This window comes from Chitinophaga sp. Cy-1792 (assembly GCF_011752935.1).
Classification (GTDB): domain Bacteria; phylum Bacteroidota; class Bacteroidia; order Chitinophagales; family Chitinophagaceae; genus Chitinophaga.
Genome location: NZ_VWWO01000003.1, coordinates 991,043 through 1,009,489, shown reverse-complemented (window position 1 = coordinate 1,009,489; position 18,447 = coordinate 991,043). Strand labels below are relative to the sequence as shown.

The following is an 18,447-nucleotide window of genomic DNA, read 5'->3' as shown; positions in this document are numbered from 1 at the left end:
TGTCATGACGAAAAATCTTTAATCAATTTGGCAATTGTCGGCATTCCATTAATTAACCACTTAGTTTTTAACGCTCTGTGGTTATAGAAATAAGTAACGCCATTATCAATCACAGCCAGCAAATAAGGATCCCAAGTGCTATCATAAATATAAATACAGTTAAAAGCATTCCAATATTCGTTTATAAACTTCAAATTTTGTTCATAAACTCCTTTAATTGTCCTGGCATCTACAGCATGTCCTCCTTCTTTTACTCTTTGTCCAACACGTTGCTTACAAATCTGAATATCATCAAGACAGAAATAGTTCAATTGAATTTGATAGCCATGCTTTTCAAAACGATCAATATATCTCCAATAATCGGGATGAGACAAAGGCGTCTCCAGGACAAAATGATCCCTATTCGTAATTGCTGTATTAATTTTTGATGAAAGGTATTCCTCCATCATCATCGATGCATGACTGGTGACTTGCTCTGGAGAAAGGTATTGACCATGTAACTCTTTACTGAATCTTGTTCGGGTAAGATCCCTATCAAAAGGCAATGCATCAACAAATTCATCTGGCAACATTGATGCTATATAAGTAGACTTCCCAGCTCCATTAGGACCAGATACAACAAGCAATGTCGGTTTATTGTAATCCATTTTTTTGCTTATAGTATTCTCTAACTGCTTCTGCCTCTTGATCAGATAATGTACGAATAAATCTGGTTGCTATATCTGGGCCGACAGTATATACCTCTTGAATCTCTATATGGCCGTCTGCAAACTCATAATAGCCCTGACTTGAAGGAAGGTGCTCTGATAAAATCAAAAATGGCAGATTTCTCTCGAAATTCCGCTCTCTAAGCCGATGCGTTGTTGCGGCAAACTTCTTTCTTTGTTTAGCAATTATTTGTTCTATGGTTGTCATCTACTGTTTTTAATCAACAAAAATAAATCCCAATAAAATTAGCAAAAAATGACCTTATTTCCAATTCAAAACAACCAGATTAACCACTGCATAACAGATAAACTTCAGCAACATACATTACATAAAAACGCCGCCGCAACCTCACGGCTGCTACGGCGCTTCATATAACAAAACTATGACTCCTTACAACAACTTAGCCTCTTTCATCAGCTCTTCCAGATAGGTACCATTGATCTTCTTCCTACCTATTTTTTCAAGTACTGATACGATCCATGGCACTTTGATCTCATCCAATTTTTTATGGTCATTGAGGAAGTAAACGGTGTTTAACAACACACGGACATCGAAAGATGATGCAAATACTTCCGGTACACCCCTGTCGACATTCAGCAAGGTATACACCGCCTCCATGGCGGTACGTACTGAATACTCCGTTGTAAACACCGTGTCACGCACTGTTTCAGCGAAGTTGCCAATGAATGCCAGGTTCTGCGAACCCTGCGGCACTACCAGCGGCCTGTCGCCCAAGGCGCGCGGCATAAAGTACGATGTGATATACGGCATATGACAAGGAATAGTACTGGCGCCGTTCTTAGCGATATCAGCGATTTCATTTTCAGGGACTCCCAAATGATACAACAGCTCTTCACAAAGCTCTATCCCTGTACATTCGGCTATTTTCTTCTTTACATAATTTCCCGGTTTATCTGAAAACAGTCCATATACCCATACAATCAACTCATTCTTTTTCTGTGTATGAAAATGTGGCTGCCGGCTGATAGAATAACCATATAACCAGTTGGAATCCTTGATACTCACGGGGCCACTGGTAACAATAGAACCACTATGCGGGTCTTTCTTACTGATACCTTCAATATACGGCACAACCCTGTCGTCTTTGAAGGTAATAGTGCCAGAGATTACCCAGTTTGCGGCAGGGATGTTTTCACAGAACTTCTCCGGCTTACCGAATGCCGGATCCTGCGCTGCCAGGTTCTTCCAGAGCTTCCAGCTGCCACCGATATCGGCCTTGCCGGAAGCTGGCGTGTTATCATCACCGTAAGTACTGCTTTCGGTAATGGAACCATTTGTGACAAATACCAGATCATTCTCCGTCAGGGCTATAGTACCGGCTTTTCCATCCCTTGTATATTCGATTTGGGTAGCTATCTTCCTTTCCCCGTCTTTACGTACCTGAATATTTTTCACTTCAGTACCATACTGAAACTTAACACCATGGCTCTCCAGGAACTTCACCAATGGTAATATCAGCGATTCATACTGATTATATTTTGTAAATCGCAGTGATGACAGGTTAGACAGCGTACCAATATGATGCACAAAGCGAAGTATATACCGACGCATCTCCATAGCGCTTGCCCATGGCTCAAATGCAAACATTGTTGCCCAATACAACCAGAAGTTCGACTGGAAAAATTCTTCCGTAAATACTTCATTTATTTTTACATCCTGGAGCTTATCTTCCGGGGTAAGTGCGAGGTGTATCAGCTCTTCGATAGCCTTTGGGGTTAAGGTCAACTTCCCGTCGTTGGACAATCGTTGTCCCCGTTTCTCAATTACACGCGCATGTGAAAAGGCAGGATCTTCTTTATTTAGCCAGTAGTATTCATCCAGTACAGATACGCCTTCCGTTTCCAGCGAAGGAATAGACCGGAACAAATCCCAGATCGTTTCGAAGTGTATTTCCATTTCTCTGCCACCACGGATGATATACCCCTTCTGTTCATTCCAGATGCCATCCATGCTACCGCCAGACAAAGCCAGCTCTTCTAAGATCGTGATCCTGTCGCCTTTCATCTGGCCATCACGCACCAGGAATACGGCTGCCGCCAGGGAAGCCAGTCCTGCTCCTACCAGGTAAGCCGATTTTGCATCTACATTGGCAGGCTTCTTCGGCCTGGCGAATGCTTCATAGTTTCCGCTGCTGTAATACATAGTTTCTCCTCCAATAATTTTAATAGTTAAGAGATAGATATACTGGAAATGCTACTGATAGTTTGGGTTTGATTATATCGTTGTAACAAACAGGGCATTGAATGCTAATCCTTGAAACCATTATCTTTAACACACTGAAAACGTAAAAGTTTGATGGCTGCTGCAAATAAAAAGGCACCGCGCTTGCAGTGCCTTATCGATTAATATTTTGATCTATTTCACAAAAGAAACATATGATAATTCATCTTGTTATTATCTCCCTGTAAATTGCTATTTCTCCTTCTTCGGCTCATTAAAAATAAGCTGGTTATAAAAAGGATCATGTACCGTAACTGTTAATTCAGCCCAGAAGTCCTTTTCCAGTCCTGGCTTATTGTACTTGTAATTTTTATCTATCAGCTCCCTGTGATAGGCTGCCAGCCCATCATATGCTATCAGGACCTTTGCCCCCGGCGCGCTATCACCATGATGCTCTGACAAATGTAAGACGATATCGCCGAGTGAGATTTGCATATACAGTGGCGTATTTTCTTCAAAGCGGTGTTCCCAGTCAATTTTGAAGCCAAGCCAGTCGCAATAAAATTCTGTTGCTTTGGCGACGTCGAACATACGCAGAACGGGGATTACTTTATTAGCCATTGGAAGAAGAGGATTTTTGTTGGTACAAGATATCGAAAACGATGGATCATCGCGATTAAATCGGTATTAATTTTATGTTTCAACTGACACCTAAGGTGTCAGTTGAAACAGTGAAGCCCCGTCTCTACAGAATAGAGACGGGGCTACTACAGCTATTTCAGGTGTATTAATTCGCGAAAATCTCTGCTAACTTCTTATTCAGCTCCTCACCTCTCAGGCTGATGGCTACTATTTTCCTGTCGGCATCCAGCAGGAAGTTGGCCGGCACGGCGCGGATGCCGTACATACGGCCTACCGCATTATTCCAGCCTTTGAGATCGGAAACGTGTATCCATGGCAGTTTGTCGTGTGCAATAGCTTCCTCCCATTTGTCTTTATGATCATCCAGGGAGATAGCAATAATTTCAAAGCCTTTATCTTTATACTGCTCGTATTGTTTTGTCAGATTAGGATTTTCGGCACGACAAGGTCCGCACCAGCTGGCCCAGAACTCTACCAGTACTGCTTTCCCTTTGATGTCTGATAGTTTCACGGGTTTTCCGTTTACATCATTCTGTACAAATTCCGGTGCAGCAGCCCCTACATGAATGGTTTTAGCCGCTGCAATGCGCTGCTCCAGCTCCTTTCCAACATCTGAAGTCTTTAATGGGGTACTCATCGCATTAAAAATAGGCTCCACTTTCGGAAGGTCTAATTTACCACCGGCAGCCTCTGATAAAGCTACTATCCCGAACCATGCATTGGGATGCGTTTTCGCAAAATCCAGCTGCTTTTCATTGCGCAGCTGCATAGATTTACGGTAGTTACGATCAATCACATTTACAAAAGCAGTATCTTTTTGCTGCTCCGGAGTAAGGTGAGAGAAAGCTGCATTGGCGGCCTTGTTCAGCTCCATGATCGTACCACCGATTGCTTTGTTGTACGCCACATATTCATTATACACTTTCGAACCGGTGAATTTTGCATTCGCCAATGAATCTTTCGAAGTGATTACTACCTGCTCCTTTCCAAAATAGAAATAGATCACATCGCCGGTGTACACCGCTTTCTGTTTGCCACCGCCATCGTGCGACAGCGCCATCCTTGCATACGTATAGCCGCCGGAGTTACCTTTGAACTGAAAGGTCCCGTTCACTACATCGACGCTATCTTCCTTGCCACTGCCGTTATCCATCCAGTCGATATAGGCTTTGGCCGGACTATTCAGCGTTCCGATATGCCCGGTAACAGTAAAGCTGCCTGTTTGTGCCAGCAGGGAAACCGGCGCCAGCAAACCGGATATCAACAATAATTTTTTCATCCTGATTTATAATTTTTTGATGTCTGATTAATATTATTTCCTGTTGACGATATCCACAGGAGCACCCGGAATACCGACGATCTGACTGATGATGCTACCGCTCTTGCCTACACTTACATCCAGCGTAGCCACGGCACCATCAATACCTGCCTGTAGTAAAGTGTTGTCACTATTGAGTTTCAGCATGGTTACTTTCTTTCCGGAGAAATTGGCGTCCAGCAGGCGCAGGTCTTCATTAATAGGATTATAACGGTAGATTTTATCATTTGAGGAGATGTAGAATACGTCTGACAAAGACTTCTGCCATTTACTATCTGGCTGAATAATAGCAGCCCCTTTGAATACCCGCTTCACCAATGGCTTGATCGTTCGCTGGTCGTAGTTATCCATATCTAACGTAAACGAATATTCGTAGATATTACCATCAGCAGATTTATAGTAAGCGTAGGTTGTTCCGGATACGGCCTGCATATACAGCAGTGTTCCATCGCCCAGGTTTTTAGGATCAAATACGCTGGCAGTCACGTTATAATCACTGCCCATATAGCCACCACCGCTATTGAACGACACAAAGCCATGCGACAATTTATCAAACCCAAAGAACCAGGAAGGGGTACGCGTATAGCAGGTAGACAGTTCATAATTGCCGGTAACGACGCTGGAGAATTTTCCGAAGTCTGGTGCAAAAGGCGCTGTAGATGTAACGCTGACATACAGCTTCCCGTTAAAGATGCCGGTAGGTATGCCCATGGCACCATCGCATTGTTCAGTAACCAAAGGATTCGGCGCTTTGAAAAACTGTTCATCGAAATAGCGTTTGCGCAGCATGGTACTACCATCCAGTATTACGCTGGGTTTAGCAGGATCTTTGCAGATGATCCAGTAATCTTCCACCGTGCCCGGCTGGTAAGCCAGCGGCTTGGCGAATAACTGTACCGGGTTTACTGGCAGGTCCTCATTGTGCAAAGCATAATATAAGTTGCTGTTAACAGTGCCATCAGGACGTACAAACGACAAGCGGGTTACACCATTTTCCACACTTAAAACAGTTTGTCCGACAGAAAACTGTGTGCCACCATTGATATAAAACGAATAGAAATATTTCATGCCATTACGGTTATCCGTTACCGTTAGTTTGGCGGTTCGCTGCATTGGCTTCAGGTTATACACAATTTTCAGCGGATAACCGGTATAATGCACCGTGCGGGCCTCTTCGGCTACGACGATATCCCAATCGAATGTCAGGTCTTTGAGCGGGTCGCCGCCTTCCAGCGTAACTTTGGGCTGCACTGTCAGTGTATCACCTACGAGGGCGGAAACGGTACTACTATCCAATCCGGCCACAACAGGCGTAGTTGGTGCGTTATAACTATAGTTTCCCAGATCTTTCTTGCAGGCGGCAGATAGCATCAATCCGGCTGCAGCCAATATATAGAGCAGATTTTTTTTCATATAGCTTACAGATTAGTAAAGGACCTGATTTCCGTTTTCATCGATAAATACATACTTGTTCGCACCAGGAAAATATTTCAGGTAGAATTTTTTATCGGGAGATGCCAGATTATAGAAATCATAATCTCCTGTTCCATCTGTTCTCTTTTCCAGTGTATACCCGGATTTGGGATTCTCCTGCACCCAGTTAAACGGATAGTTCAGCAGGTACGAGGCGTTGGAGATATAGTACAGCGCCCGCGGAATCTCCATATATGCGTCCGGGTAAGAGCCCGGGATCACCAGGTCGGTAGTACCGGAAGAAATCAGGAACAGCTGGTGTTTCACACGGCTGTATTTGCCCAATTGCCCCCAGTAAGGCCACCATGCCGGTTGTTCGAGCCTGTTGGAGAATACAAAACGCCTGGAACGGATATCATCAGGAAGTAAGGAGGCAAAGTCATCGCCACCCGCGATTTCTATCGTCAGGCTCACCGATTTATTCGCCAGATCAGGATCTGTATTGAGTAAGATGAGCGGTATGGATACTTTGCCTGCATTTGCCGGCAGTATATACATCGTTTTCAATGCCTCGTAATGCTTGTCTTTTACGGCAGTAGTAGTGCTGTCTATAACGTTAATGGCAAAACGACGATCATGATTTACCTGTTTACCGGAAACAATTACCGGTACCCATATTGTATCCCTTGCCAGTTCCGGATGGTACGCAAATGAATAGATGACACTATCTTTATTGTTATAGTTCAGGTAGATATTATCTTTTGACACAGTATAAGTAGCTATATCATCTTTCTTACAACTATATAACAATGTTGTAATAATTGTTAAAATGACAATTCTTTTCATAACATTGAATTAATTGTTTCTGTAAGCTTTTTCATCATCCGGCAGCGGCAGTACGAAAATATTATCGGATGCAGGTCTCGTGTTGGTTACGCTGATACGCACGCCATGGTTCAGGCGTTTGTACATGTAAAACAGCTGACTCTCTCCATAAAACTCTTTCCTGGCCTCACTGATCAGCAATTCGATAAAATCATCTTTGTTAATACCTGCTGCAACTACATCACCAATACCACGTCTGGCACGCATGGTGCTGAAATACGTAATGGCCTGTTTTTTATCGGCATCAAAAGTGGCTTCTGCAGCGATATAATACATTTCGCTGAGACGGATAGCAGGCGCCATCAGGGGATGCAGGTTGGTGAGTGGTGCAGCATTCTTATAATACTTCTGCAAGGTAGCCTTGTCTTGTCCGCCATTATTGGCACCAACATTCACGTACCATTGCTTCAGGCGCCAATCGTCCGCACCGGGACCACCGACTTCATAGATATCATTTATCTGTGGAACGGTAGCACAGTAGATTGGATTTACACTGGTAAACTTTGTCTGCAGGTTAGTATAAACATCCTTTGTATCTACATACCACCCTGCTATTAACTCAGGATACATGATACGGTCGCGCAGCAGCGGGTCGGTACGGAAGAAATCACTCTGCTTGACAAAAGGAAATTTATTGGCATTGATGACCAGTTCCGCATTTTGTTTTGCATTGGCAAGATCATTTTTGCTGAGATATACACGGGCCAGTTCTCCACATACGGCATAATAGTTCATTCTATGACGCCTGTTCTGCATAAAAAGGTCGGTGGCATTGGTTTCCGAAGCACTGTCGATACCAGGATACCCCACGATATAATCTTTACTTATGATAGGATCGGCTTTCAGTAAATCTTTGGCCAGATTAAGATCGCGTATGATACTATCTGTAACGGCGCTTACCGTATAGAAGGGAGTAGAATTGGTGCCTGTTACGGTAACATAGGGAATTGCCTTAGCGGTAGCGCCACTTACATATGACGGCCCAAACATACGCAGCATATCGAAATGCAGGTAGGCACGCAATGCCAGCGCCTCTCCCTTGATCAGGTCGTGCATACCGGTATTAAACATGGATGGGTTCTTATCTACCGACTCCAGCAAGTAGTTACAATTGGCGATGGCAGTAAATGCGGCGCCCCAGACTTCGTTACAATTGGCCCTCAGCGTGGTATTTTTGAAGTCGAAGTTGGCAATAGCCTGGTTGGTGACATCAATAAACTGGTAATTCTGCGCCAGCACATCCAGCATATTAAAGGTAAGCTGTCCGCCGTAGAGGGAGCCACCGGCGCAACTGGTATATATGCCATTGAGCGCCTCTTTAAATCCCTGTTCTGAAGCAAACAGCACATCTCTGTCTACCTGCGTTTCCGGTTTTACGTCCAGGAACTTCTTACAGGAATTCATCAGCAGGGCGATTATTATCAGGTAAAATATTCTCTTCATGATCGCATTATTTAAAAGGTGGCCAGGATAGAACAGGTCAGACTTCTGGCAAACGGATAATCGATACCGCGTTCCTGTTTAACGCTTGTCAGCCTGAAAACATCATTCATGCTAAGGGAGCAACGCAGTCCCTGGAATCCAATGCTACGTAGCAGTTCACGTTTCAGGTCGTACGACAGGTACAGCGATTGCAGTTCCAGCAGGTTATCTTTCTGAATAAACCTGTCTGACGCATAGGTAGGTGTGAGGTCAGCAATATTTTTGTAACGTGCTATATCACCGGGTTTCAGCCAGCGCATGGTGAGGGCACGGCTATCCACGTTGAAGCGCGGATCTGCATTCTCCACACGGTCTACCAGCGTCTGGTTGTACATATCTCCTCCATATTTGTAATGGAAAGAGAAGCTCACAATAAACTGTTTGTAGGTCACATTAGAGCCGAAATAGCCTTCTACCTTCGGTGTGTAATCACCAATAGGCCTGGTATCAGCGATGTCATAAACATAGGTGAGTTTACCGTTGGCTTTTTCGAAGATCTCTTTACCACTCTGCGGATCAATGCCTTTCGACTTCACCCCGTATATGGTATTGTACGACTGACCTTCTGCAAAACGCAGCAATGGCGTACCTTGCGCGCTATTGTCAGGGTCTTGCTGGTATTTATTTACTGACTCATTATAAGCCTTCAGGGCTTCTGATATGCGGACGATCGTATTGGTGTTATGTGCCAGGTTACCAGTCAGGTTAACGTTCAGGTTCCTGCTTTTATAGGCATTGACAGTAACATACAGCTCATAGCCTTTATTGGCCATATCGCCCAGGTTAGCTTTATAGGTAGAGAACCCTGTTGACGGCGCAACGTTGATATCAGCCAGCAAACCTTTGGTCAGCTTGTAATAGTACACCGGATTGATGATGATGCGGTCATTCAGGAAACCCAGTTCAGCACGTACTTCGTAGTTCGCCGTACGTTGCCATTCGAGGTTTTCGTTACCGTAGCCGTTAACGGTGGCGCCTATACCGGTAGAATACCAGTTGGCAGTATTGTAGTTATAGGTAGTTCTCGCAAGGAAGGGAGGAAAATCGACAGACCCTGTAAGACCACTGGTAGCAGCTATTTTCAGGCGCGACATACCCGGGAAGGCTTCTTTAAAGAATTCCTCGTTATGGATATTCCAGCCGATACCTCCTGACCAGAAAGGCGCAAATCTTTTATTGGCGCCGAAAGCAGAGCTTCCATCCATACGAAATGCCCCATCAAACAGGTATTTATTTTTATAGGAATAGCTACCGCTAAAAAAGGAACCCAGCAATCTGCTGTCCGTGATCCTTCCTGTAGGCGCGGCATTCGGTGTATAGGTACGTGCAAAGGCAATGCTGGTAAATCTATCATTGGAGAAACCTCTCGCCTGGAAGCCTTTAAAATCCGAATTGGAAGATGTTACGTTTGCACCCAGCACGGCATTTACCGAATGATCACCAAACTGGTTGTTATACACGAAACGCACGTTTCCATCCATATTGAAAAGCTTTGTGGCACTGTAGTCATAGCTACCCCTGTTTTTAAGGTCATCACCGGTGTCGTTTATAAACACCCTGCTGTATGGAGAAACGAATTTATCGGTTGTACTTTTGGTACTGTTGATACTCATCAGACCAACCAGTCGTAACGCTGGTGTGATGCGCCAGTCGGCCGACAGTACATCAATCAGTTCCAGGTATGCTGCTTTGTCAAAATTACTGAGAGAGGCCTCGTACAAAGGATTATATACCGGTATAGTTTTATACTGCGCCGTATCTGATTTATGAGTATCTACGCGCCAGTTGGCGATTTCCTGCAGCAGTTTACCATTGGCATCATAGATCGGATAGTAGGGGTTCATGGCCACATAAGTACTGAAGCTGCCATAATTGGAATTCTTTTCGTTTACCTGTGTGGCAGTGAGTTCATTTTTAATGATCAGGCTACGGGTAGGGTTATACGTAAAACTCATGCCGCCGCTAAACCTGTCGCGGCCGGAGTTCTTCATCACGCCGGGATCGGTCTGGTAGCGCAAGTCAATACCATAGCGAAAAGAGGAATCGCCACCCTCGGCATACAGGGAATGTTTCTGCGAAACAGTATTCTGCAACGGCTGGCTAAGCCAGTAGGTATTAACGCCACTGATTACATTCTTGTATTTGGAATAATATAGCTGGTCCAGTTCATCCTGTGTAGATGCGCTGTTGGTGTTATTATTGTATAGTCCTGCGAGTCTTTCATATTCCAGCTTATCCTTTGCATTGAGGATGCTGTAATCAGAGAGGTCCGGCGCTGTTCCTTTTACTTCGAAGTTGTAGCTGAGACGGAGTTTACCGGGCGTAGGCGCTTTGGTGGAGATAACGATCACACCGTTGGCAGCGCGGGAACCGTAAACTGCTGTAGCAGCGGCGTCTTTCAGGATGGTAACACTGGCAATCCTGTTGATGTCCATGTCTACCACTTTCTGGAGATTTACCTCAAAGCCATCCAGGATGAATACCGGCAAATTATAGGAGCTGGAAAGGTTGTTTCTGTCCAGTATTTCCCCGTTGCCGGCAGGCAATGCCGTGCTGCCCCGGACATTGATCTTGGGCAAAGCATTGGGATCGGAGCCTACGAGGTTGTTCTCAGCCAGGCGGAAAGAGGGATCAAAAGAGGCGAGGCCTTTGAGAATATTCTGGGAGTTGAGTTGTTTCAGCTGGTCGCCTTTCACGACGATGGCGTTACCGGTGTAGTTATCTTTTTTGATATTCTGATAACCGGTAACCACCACATCGCTGAGGGAGCTGGTATTGGGCGACAGTACAACATTCATCACCGCACCTTTTACCACTACTTCTTTGGTACGGTAGCCTATACAGGAGAACACCAGCACATCGCCGTATTCCGCTTCAATGCGCCAGGTGCCGTTATCAGCACTGAGTACGCGGGCAGCTTTATTTTTAACAAGGATAGTAACAGCCACCATTGGATCATGGCTGATACTATCTGTTACACTACCGGTGATTACCTGGATGGGCGCCGCTTCCGTAGTAACAGGCGCTACCGAAGCATTCGCTGTAGTGATAACAATTGTCTTATCTACAATTGTATAATTCAGTTTAAACTGCGCCAGGCATTCTGTCAGGGCGTTTTCCAGCGATACATGTTTCAGGTCTACGTTGAGCCTGAGTTCTCCCGGATTGATCTTTCCTTTGTAGAAGAAAGTATATCCGGTCTGTTTTTTAATATCCGAGAAAACACTTTCCAGTGATACATTCTGTTTCGTTATACTTACGTACTGCGTATAGGCATAAGTGTTAAATCCCAGCAGGAGGATAAGCAGTAACGAGACCGCCGGTTTAAAAGGTACACACAAGCGTTTCCTTACCCTTGTCCGTATGGACAAAGGACGGAGATGAAATCTACATTTCATTATAAAATAGATTTAGTCGATATAAGGAGCGGACAAGCTGCGACAACAGTGCTTGTCTGATTCAGTCAGCATTTTACAAGGCGTTAGCAGTTGGTTGACAGTAAAAAAAGTTACATAAAAAATAGATTTAGGTTGGTTTGATTTATTATCTGTTAACAGCTGTTATTTTTTTTCAGAGACGGTAATGACCTTTCCACTGACCTCAAAACGGAGACCGTTAATTTCCAGTATTCTCAGTACATCCTGAAGGTTACTGGACATCGCAATTTCTCCAACAAATTTATCCGTAGGGATATTACCGTTATACCGTATTTCCACATCATACCAGCGGGCGATCTGCCGCATTACCACCTGCACATCATCGTTGCGGAAAGAGAACTTATTATTGATCCATGCGGTTTCCTTTTCTGTATCTGCATTGCGTTTCACCAGTGCCTCCGCATCATTGGACACTGCCTGCTGGCCTGGCACCAATGTGCAGGACTGGTTACCGGCGGTTACTTTCACGGCGCCTTGCAGCAGCGTTGTTTTAACACCTGGCTCTTCCTCGTAGGCATTGATATTAAAGCTGGTGCCGAGCACCTGTACGCTTTGGTTTCCTGACGTTACGATGAACGGACGTTTAGCATCCGTTGCCACGGTGAAATATGCTTCCCCGCTGAGTTGCACCGTCCTGGTATCTGCTGCAAACCTGGCAGGGTAATGCAGGGAACTGGCGGCGTTTAACCATACTTCTGAGCCATCCGGGAGGACTACTTTGTATTTCATCCCTTTGGGCGTGGTCAGTATGTTTTCTCTGGCAGATGTGGCGTCGCTGGCGCCCTGCTGCGTTTCCTTTGCGGCTTCGTATACCAGTGAGCCATCTTTTGCCTTTCTGATCACAATACCTTGCTGCTCGGCTATCTGGCCGGAGGTGCTGTCGCCCAATTCAATGATAGCGCCGTTTGCCAGCTGCAATGTAGGTTTGCTGACTTCTTTCACGGTATGACGCGCATCCGCCACCTGGTGGCGGCGAGCCGGCATCTGGCGGACGATATACCAGGTAGCAGTTCCCAGCAAAGCTATTACCGCCGCGGCGGCGACAGTACGGCGAACCCAGTGCAGCGCCATTTTTGGTGGCTGCTGCCGGTGTGCTATCGCTTCAGCTATATTCTCCCGGAGCGTTGTTTTTAACGAAGCATATGCTGCTTCGTTCTCGTCCGTTATCAGATCTTCATTATTGTCAAACAGATCATAGTATGTTTCCAGGAACCGTTTCTCTTCTTCGGTGGCAGTTCCCTCCCTGTATTTTTTAAGTAACAGGGAGAATAAAACGCTATTTTGGTTGTCCATCTGTTCCGTTTCTATTTAGTATGAGTCTGTTTTTTCGTTTGCGCCCATCCGTTATTCATATATTTTTAATTTACATGTAAATAACTGGTATTTATTTTAAACCAGCGATGATCAGGGCGATTTGGAGGAGGATGAGCGATTCCCTCAGTTTAGACAGTGCCTTTCCCATCTGGTTGCGTACTGTTTTAACGGAGAGCTGCAATTCATCTGCGATTTCCTGGCTGCTACGGCCCTCATGGAAGCGCATATTAAAGATCAGCTGCTGCTGGGCAGGAAGGGTAGCCGTCAGCGCCTGGAAGGCGGCCAGGAACTCCTTATACAGCATATTATCATCGGCGGTGCCACCGGTTTCCTTCAGCTCCTCCAGGAAGGAGGCCGGATCCGGGATAAGTGGCTGCCTGGCCGACTTTTCCATTTGTTTGAAAACACAATTACGGGTGGCTATACGTAAATAGCCGCCTAAATTATCGATAGGTGTACTTTTTTCCCGGGTCCAGAGCTGGACAAATACATCCTGTGCCACGTCCTGCGCCAGGTCCATCTGCTGGAGGCGCTTGTAGGCGATGTTATACACATCTTTCCAGTACCGGTTATACAGGGTGTCAAAAGCCAGGGTATTACCCCTGCTCATAGCCGCCAGCAAATCCCCGTCGCTGGCACTTAATAACTCATCCCTACCCATGTTCCCTGATATTCACAAGTCAGAAAATCCGGTCGGCCGGCCAATCCGGCGACACTATTAACAGGCACAGATGCAAAAGGTGTATGATGGCAGACGATGGTTACTGTTGGCTTTCTCAAAGCATTACAAATCAACTTTCTCTCTTTTTATTACTACTACCTTTATTTCCCCATAAAGCTATAAATACTTTTCAGGAAAAGAAGTATGTTTTGCAGCGATGATATCTGTAAAATGTTAATCTGATAATTATCCCGCTATAATCAAAGGCGCCGTCCGCTACATTTTCAGTCATTTACCGTACATCAAAAAGATGGTCATCAAACTATCAGATTTCCCCTGTTTTACTTTCCCTTCCAGGCGGTATTTAATACCTTTACGACCTACTTATGGCGAATAATACAACTACTACAACACCCGACAGGCCATCATTCCGCGATGCATTAAAATTCTGGTTTAAACTTGGCTGGATCAGCTTTGGAGGCACCACAGGGCATATCTCCATTATGCACGACTATCTCGTAGAAAAGCGAAAATGGATCAGCAACAGTAAATTTCTGCAGGCTTTAAACAGCTGTATGGTATTACCCGGTCCGGAAGCACAGCAACTGGCCATCTACATCGGCTGGAAACTACATGGCAAAAAGGGAGGCATTACCGCCGGCACTTTGTTCGTGCTGCCATCCATGTTCATCCTCCTCATCCTCAGTATCATCTATGTAATATATGGCAACACGCCTCTGCTTATCAGCATTTTTAACGGCTTAAAACCCAGTGTGCTGGCCATTATCCTGGTAGCCACCTATAAAGTAGGCAAGAAAGCCCTGCATAGCAGCATTCATTATATTGTAGCATTGCTCACGTTTGCCCTCTCCTATTTTTTGCACGTGGCCATGCCACTGGTTATCCTGGGCATTATCGTACTCTCCGTTATCATGGACAAGCTATTTCCAAAAATAGCCGGTATCGCGAAAAGTGGCGTCAATACCATTAATACGGAGCAGGAAAAAGAATATACCATCAACCTTACGCAACAGGAGAAGTTATTGTCCGGAAAGGCTATTGTGCGGCTGCTATTATCGTTTCTGGCGTTGTGGGGTGTCCCGTTTTTGTTTTTATTATTTTGGGGAGATGACCACCATTTCTGGTCATCACTGGTATTTTTCTTCACACAAACGGCCTGCATCACCATTGGCGGATCCTATACAGTCATTCCATATGTGGCGCAGCTGGTGGTACTGAAATTTCTGTGGCTCTCCAGGCTACAGATGCTGGACGGCTTTGCACTGGCGGAAACCACACCGGGGCCGTTGATCATCGTGCTTTCTTTTGTGGGTTTCATCGCAGCCTATAATCATTTCCAGCATTCCATACTTTTCGGAGTACTGGGCCTGCTGGCTACTACTTATTTTACTTTTCTGCCTAACTTCCTCTTTATCTTCCTGGGAGCTCCTTTTGCAGACAAATACAAAGATCATCATCTTATTCAAACCATTCTATCACTGGTAACAGCAGCAGTAGTGGGCGTTATCCTCAACCTCACCTTCTTCCTGGGCCGTAGTATTATATTTCCGGAACAGCTGTCTTTTCAGGGGATCGACTATATCTCCGTAGGTTGGGTAGCGTTAGTATTATTTTTATTATTGAGATATAATACCAATGTTCTGTATGTGGTGTTGATGAGTATAATATTTGGGGTAGGGAGATATTATTTTGCAATCTGGTAGCCTCGCCGGGGGCAGCCTTCCGCGCGCAGCGCGGAACCAAGCGACTGATACCTTCGGTATCAGTCGCCGGTTATACGTGTTGATACATCTCTGTAATAATTTCTTAAAAGGCAGTCACCTTATCACCGAGCAAATCCTTCACTAAGGCGTCTAACACGGCACCGCGAATCTCGCTGGCAACGATCTTACCATTTGGGTCGATAACGATAGAGAAAGGAATGCCTTCCACTTTGTAACGCTGCGACACCGGGCCGGAAAAGCCTTTCATATCACAAAGCTGTGTCCATTCCATCTTTTCTTCGTTCATCGCCTTTTCCCAATCTGCTTTACGTTCATCAATAGAGACACTGATGATATTGAAATCAGATGATTTTACACTTTTACTCAGCGCACGCAGATGCGGGATCTCCGCTCTGCAAGGGCCACACCAGGAAGCCCAGAACTCCAGCATATTATACTGTCCTGGCTTTACCATACTGCTAAGCTGCACTGTTTTGCCCTGCCTGTTTATTAAAGGAATATCGATATACTTTGCTCCTTTAGCAATAACTTTTTCATTTGCCACCGTTCTTTTCAGCTCTTTCACAATAGTGGAAGTGGCGAGCTTCGGAGAAAGCATGGCAGTAATCCCATCGATTTCTGCGGCAGTCAGGCTGCTATGTGAACCGGCAATCACTTCCAATGCCATGTACGCCGCCACAACGGAAGACCGGTTTTCTTTGATGAAAGCGATCTTCTTCACTGTCAGCTGCTTATCTGTTTCCTTCATCTCTCTTGCCAGTTCTATACCTCTGGCAGTATTAAAGGTGTCATTAATGGCAGGAAGATGATATTCTTTCATATAGGCCGCATTCAGGGCACTGTATTTTTCGGAGAGTTCACGCACACCTGCTTTATAGCTGGCATATACATCCTGGCTCCGGGCACCGGTGATGACTACATTATTCATGCTGCCACCCTTGCCATAATAGGATCCGGGCAAACTATCTACCTGACAGCTTATCTTAACATCTTCATCCCCCATAAAGAAACGCACGACACGTCTGTCTTGTGGTACACCCGGTGTTTTTTCAACAAATAATTGTACCTGACGACCGAAACCCCATGGGGCCTTACCTTTTAGCTGAAAATGTCCGTCTTTGATAACGGCTGAATCTTGCAGGACTGCTTTTTTATACTCAAAAGCATCCAGCAAATAAACTTTGGTACCATCTGCCGCACCAGGAAAATCACCCTGCAGGCTGTACGGTTTCTGTGCCTGTACATTGCCTGCCAGCAAGGCAAGCGTGAATAGTATGAATGGCTGTTTTATCATCTTACTAAAATATTATTGTTGATTTAATGGCATATCCTTATTAAAAGCCTGTACCTGTAAAGGAATCTGGAAAGTATATTGTAAACTATGCGGTTGCAGTGTAGCCATCACCGTTGTACCGTCGGCGCCTATACGATTAACGGCAGGCATACGGCCTTCCTGGTCCAGTCGCTTCATATCTCCCCATCTTACCAGTTTCATGGCCAGCTCTCTTCTGCGCTCCGACAATATCTGGCTTATCGCTGCTTCGCTATTGCCGGCGGTTAATGCAATAAAGTCTGCCGGCTTAAACCTGTTGGCACGCATAGCATTCACGATATCCATAGCTGCATCGTAATCTCCCTGTCGGGCCAGACATTCCGCCTTGTTGAGCAGCATTTCCGCATACGTAATGCCCCTGTTAGGCGTATAGTCCATAAATGTATCGAAATTCAACACGCGGGTATCACCGGTTTTGGCACGCTTCGCGAACATACGGATACGCAGGTCTGTAACGGTATCGTATTGTTGCAGCAGGTTATCCGAATAACGCACACTGATATCATAGGAAAATCTCGCATATACTTCTTCCGGACTGGTAGTCGTATTCGGCAGCTTTTTACCCAGGTAATCATTATAGTTCAGGAGATAATAATGATTCGTTTCAATTACTGAATCTGCGTAAGCCATCGCATTCGGATAGTCCTGCATATACATGTAAAGCCGCGACAACAAGCCATAGGCGGCCGACTTACTGGCTCTGGTGTTATTAGCGGTTACACTTTCCAGGTACGGCAATGCACTTTTCAGATCGCTGATAAGCTGCTGCATATTGGCGTCCAGCAAAGGTCTGGCTGGAGTAGGCACACTTATATCCGTAGAGGTTACATAAGGAACGCCATAAGATTTACCCGCAGTAGTTTTATTGTAACCTGGTGCAAAGAAGGTAAGCAGGTGATAGTAGCAGTACACACGGCCCACCTGCGCTTCCGCATAGATTTCTTTCTTCTTCTTTTCCGTACCGTTGGTAGCATCCAGCACTCCTTCGGTGATGACATTCATATTCGCGATGGTATTGTAATAATCCACCCAGATATCCGGTTTCTCCGGAGCGCCGTTGATATACGGATGCCAGAAATAAAAATTATCTTTTGCCGCTACCAGATTGGTAGGATTAAGGGTAGGATCCGTGATATCATCCGTTGGATTCAGCGGATTTACAAGCCCAATGCTATTGATCGCCGCGATACTGTTAAGCAGGGCATCGTAATCGTTAATGGTGCTGGCAATGATAATACCTTTTGGCTTTACATCAAGGTAATGGCTACACGAAGCAGCAAATATGGATACAGATAGCAGGTATGGTAAATATTTCTTTCTCATACAAC

Annotated in this window: 14 protein-coding genes; 1 reads left to right on the top strand and 13 read right to left on the bottom strand. The window is 45.2% G+C overall.

What is annotated here, in order from left to right; genetic code table 11:
- Positions 1–2 precede the first annotated feature (2 nt).
- The 11 genes from F3J22_RS29335 to F3J22_RS29285 form a co-directional block, all read right to left on the bottom strand.
- A complete protein-coding gene (locus F3J22_RS29335) occupies positions 3–647 on the bottom strand; it encodes a zeta toxin family protein (RefSeq protein ID WP_167021533.1) in 645 nt (214 codons plus the stop codon).
- Positions 634–915 carry a hypothetical protein gene (locus F3J22_RS29330; RefSeq protein ID WP_167021532.1) on the bottom strand — a complete coding sequence of 94 codons (282 nt, stop codon included), beginning with the start codon at positions 913–915 and terminating at the stop codon, positions 634–636. The genes F3J22_RS29335 and F3J22_RS29330 overlap by 14 nt, the downstream gene beginning before the upstream one ends.
- Before the next feature lie 183 nt (positions 916–1,098).
- Entirely contained in the window at positions 1,099–2,871 is a 1,773-nt protein-coding gene (locus F3J22_RS29325; protein WP_167021531.1) for an oleate hydratase, read from the bottom strand.
- Between the two features lie 270 nt (positions 2,872–3,141).
- Positions 3,142–3,510 (bottom strand): glyoxalase superfamily protein, encoded by a 369-nt coding sequence (locus F3J22_RS29320; RefSeq protein ID WP_167021530.1) that lies wholly within the window; start codon positions 3,508–3,510, stop codon positions 3,142–3,144.
- A 166-nt stretch (positions 3,511–3,676) separates the two neighbouring features.
- Positions 3,677–4,810 carry a TlpA disulfide reductase family protein gene (locus F3J22_RS29315; protein WP_167021529.1) on the bottom strand — a complete coding sequence of 378 codons (1,134 nt, stop codon included), beginning with the start codon at positions 4,808–4,810 and terminating at the stop codon, positions 3,677–3,679.
- 33 nt (positions 4,811–4,843) lie between these two features.
- A complete protein-coding gene (locus tag F3J22_RS29310; protein WP_167021528.1) occupies positions 4,844–6,262 on the bottom strand; it encodes a PKD-like family lipoprotein in 1,419 nt (472 codons plus the stop codon).
- A 12-nt stretch (positions 6,263–6,274) separates the two neighbouring features.
- The gene (locus F3J22_RS29305; protein WP_167021527.1) at positions 6,275–7,108 is read right to left on the bottom strand and encodes a DUF4843 domain-containing protein; all 834 of its coding nucleotides are present in this window, start codon (positions 7,106–7,108) and stop codon (positions 6,275–6,277) included.
- Between the two features lie 9 nt (positions 7,109–7,117).
- Positions 7,118–8,590, bottom strand: a complete 1,473-nt coding sequence (locus F3J22_RS29300) for a RagB/SusD family nutrient uptake outer membrane protein (protein ID WP_167021526.1) — start codon at positions 8,588–8,590, stop codon at positions 7,118–7,120.
- Positions 8,591–8,601: 11 nt separating this feature from the next.
- Positions 8,602–12,027, bottom strand: a complete 3,426-nt coding sequence (locus F3J22_RS29295; RefSeq protein WP_167021525.1) for a SusC/RagA family TonB-linked outer membrane protein — start codon at positions 12,025–12,027, stop codon at positions 8,602–8,604.
- A 162-nt stretch (positions 12,028–12,189) separates the two neighbouring features.
- Positions 12,190–13,359: a FecR family protein gene (locus F3J22_RS29290; RefSeq protein WP_167021524.1), complete on the bottom strand. Its 1,170-nt coding sequence runs from the start codon at positions 13,357–13,359 to the stop codon at positions 12,190–12,192.
- A 91-nt stretch (positions 13,360–13,450) separates the two neighbouring features.
- Complete coding sequence (locus F3J22_RS29285) at positions 13,451–14,041, bottom strand: RNA polymerase sigma factor (RefSeq protein WP_167021523.1); 591 nt, start codon at positions 14,039–14,041, stop codon at positions 13,451–13,453.
- A 386-nt stretch (positions 14,042–14,427) separates the two neighbouring features.
- Between F3J22_RS29285 and chrA the strand changes: the two genes are divergently transcribed.
- Positions 14,428–15,765, top strand: a complete 1,338-nt coding sequence (gene chrA, locus F3J22_RS29280; RefSeq protein ID WP_167021522.1) for a chromate efflux transporter — start codon at positions 14,428–14,430, stop codon at positions 15,763–15,765.
- Positions 15,766–15,868: 103 nt separating this feature from the next.
- On the opposite strand, the gene F3J22_RS29275 is transcribed toward chrA, so the two are convergent.
- Both F3J22_RS29275 and F3J22_RS29270 read right to left on the bottom strand, forming a co-directional pair.
- Positions 15,869–17,080, bottom strand: a complete 1,212-nt coding sequence (locus F3J22_RS29275) for a TlpA disulfide reductase family protein (protein ID WP_167021521.1) — start codon at positions 17,078–17,080, stop codon at positions 15,869–15,871.
- A gap of 12 nt (positions 17,081–17,092) precedes the next feature.
- Positions 17,093–18,442, bottom strand: a complete 1,350-nt coding sequence (locus tag F3J22_RS29270; protein ID WP_167021520.1) for a RagB/SusD family nutrient uptake outer membrane protein — start codon at positions 18,440–18,442, stop codon at positions 17,093–17,095.
- Positions 18,443–18,447 lie beyond the last annotated feature (5 nt).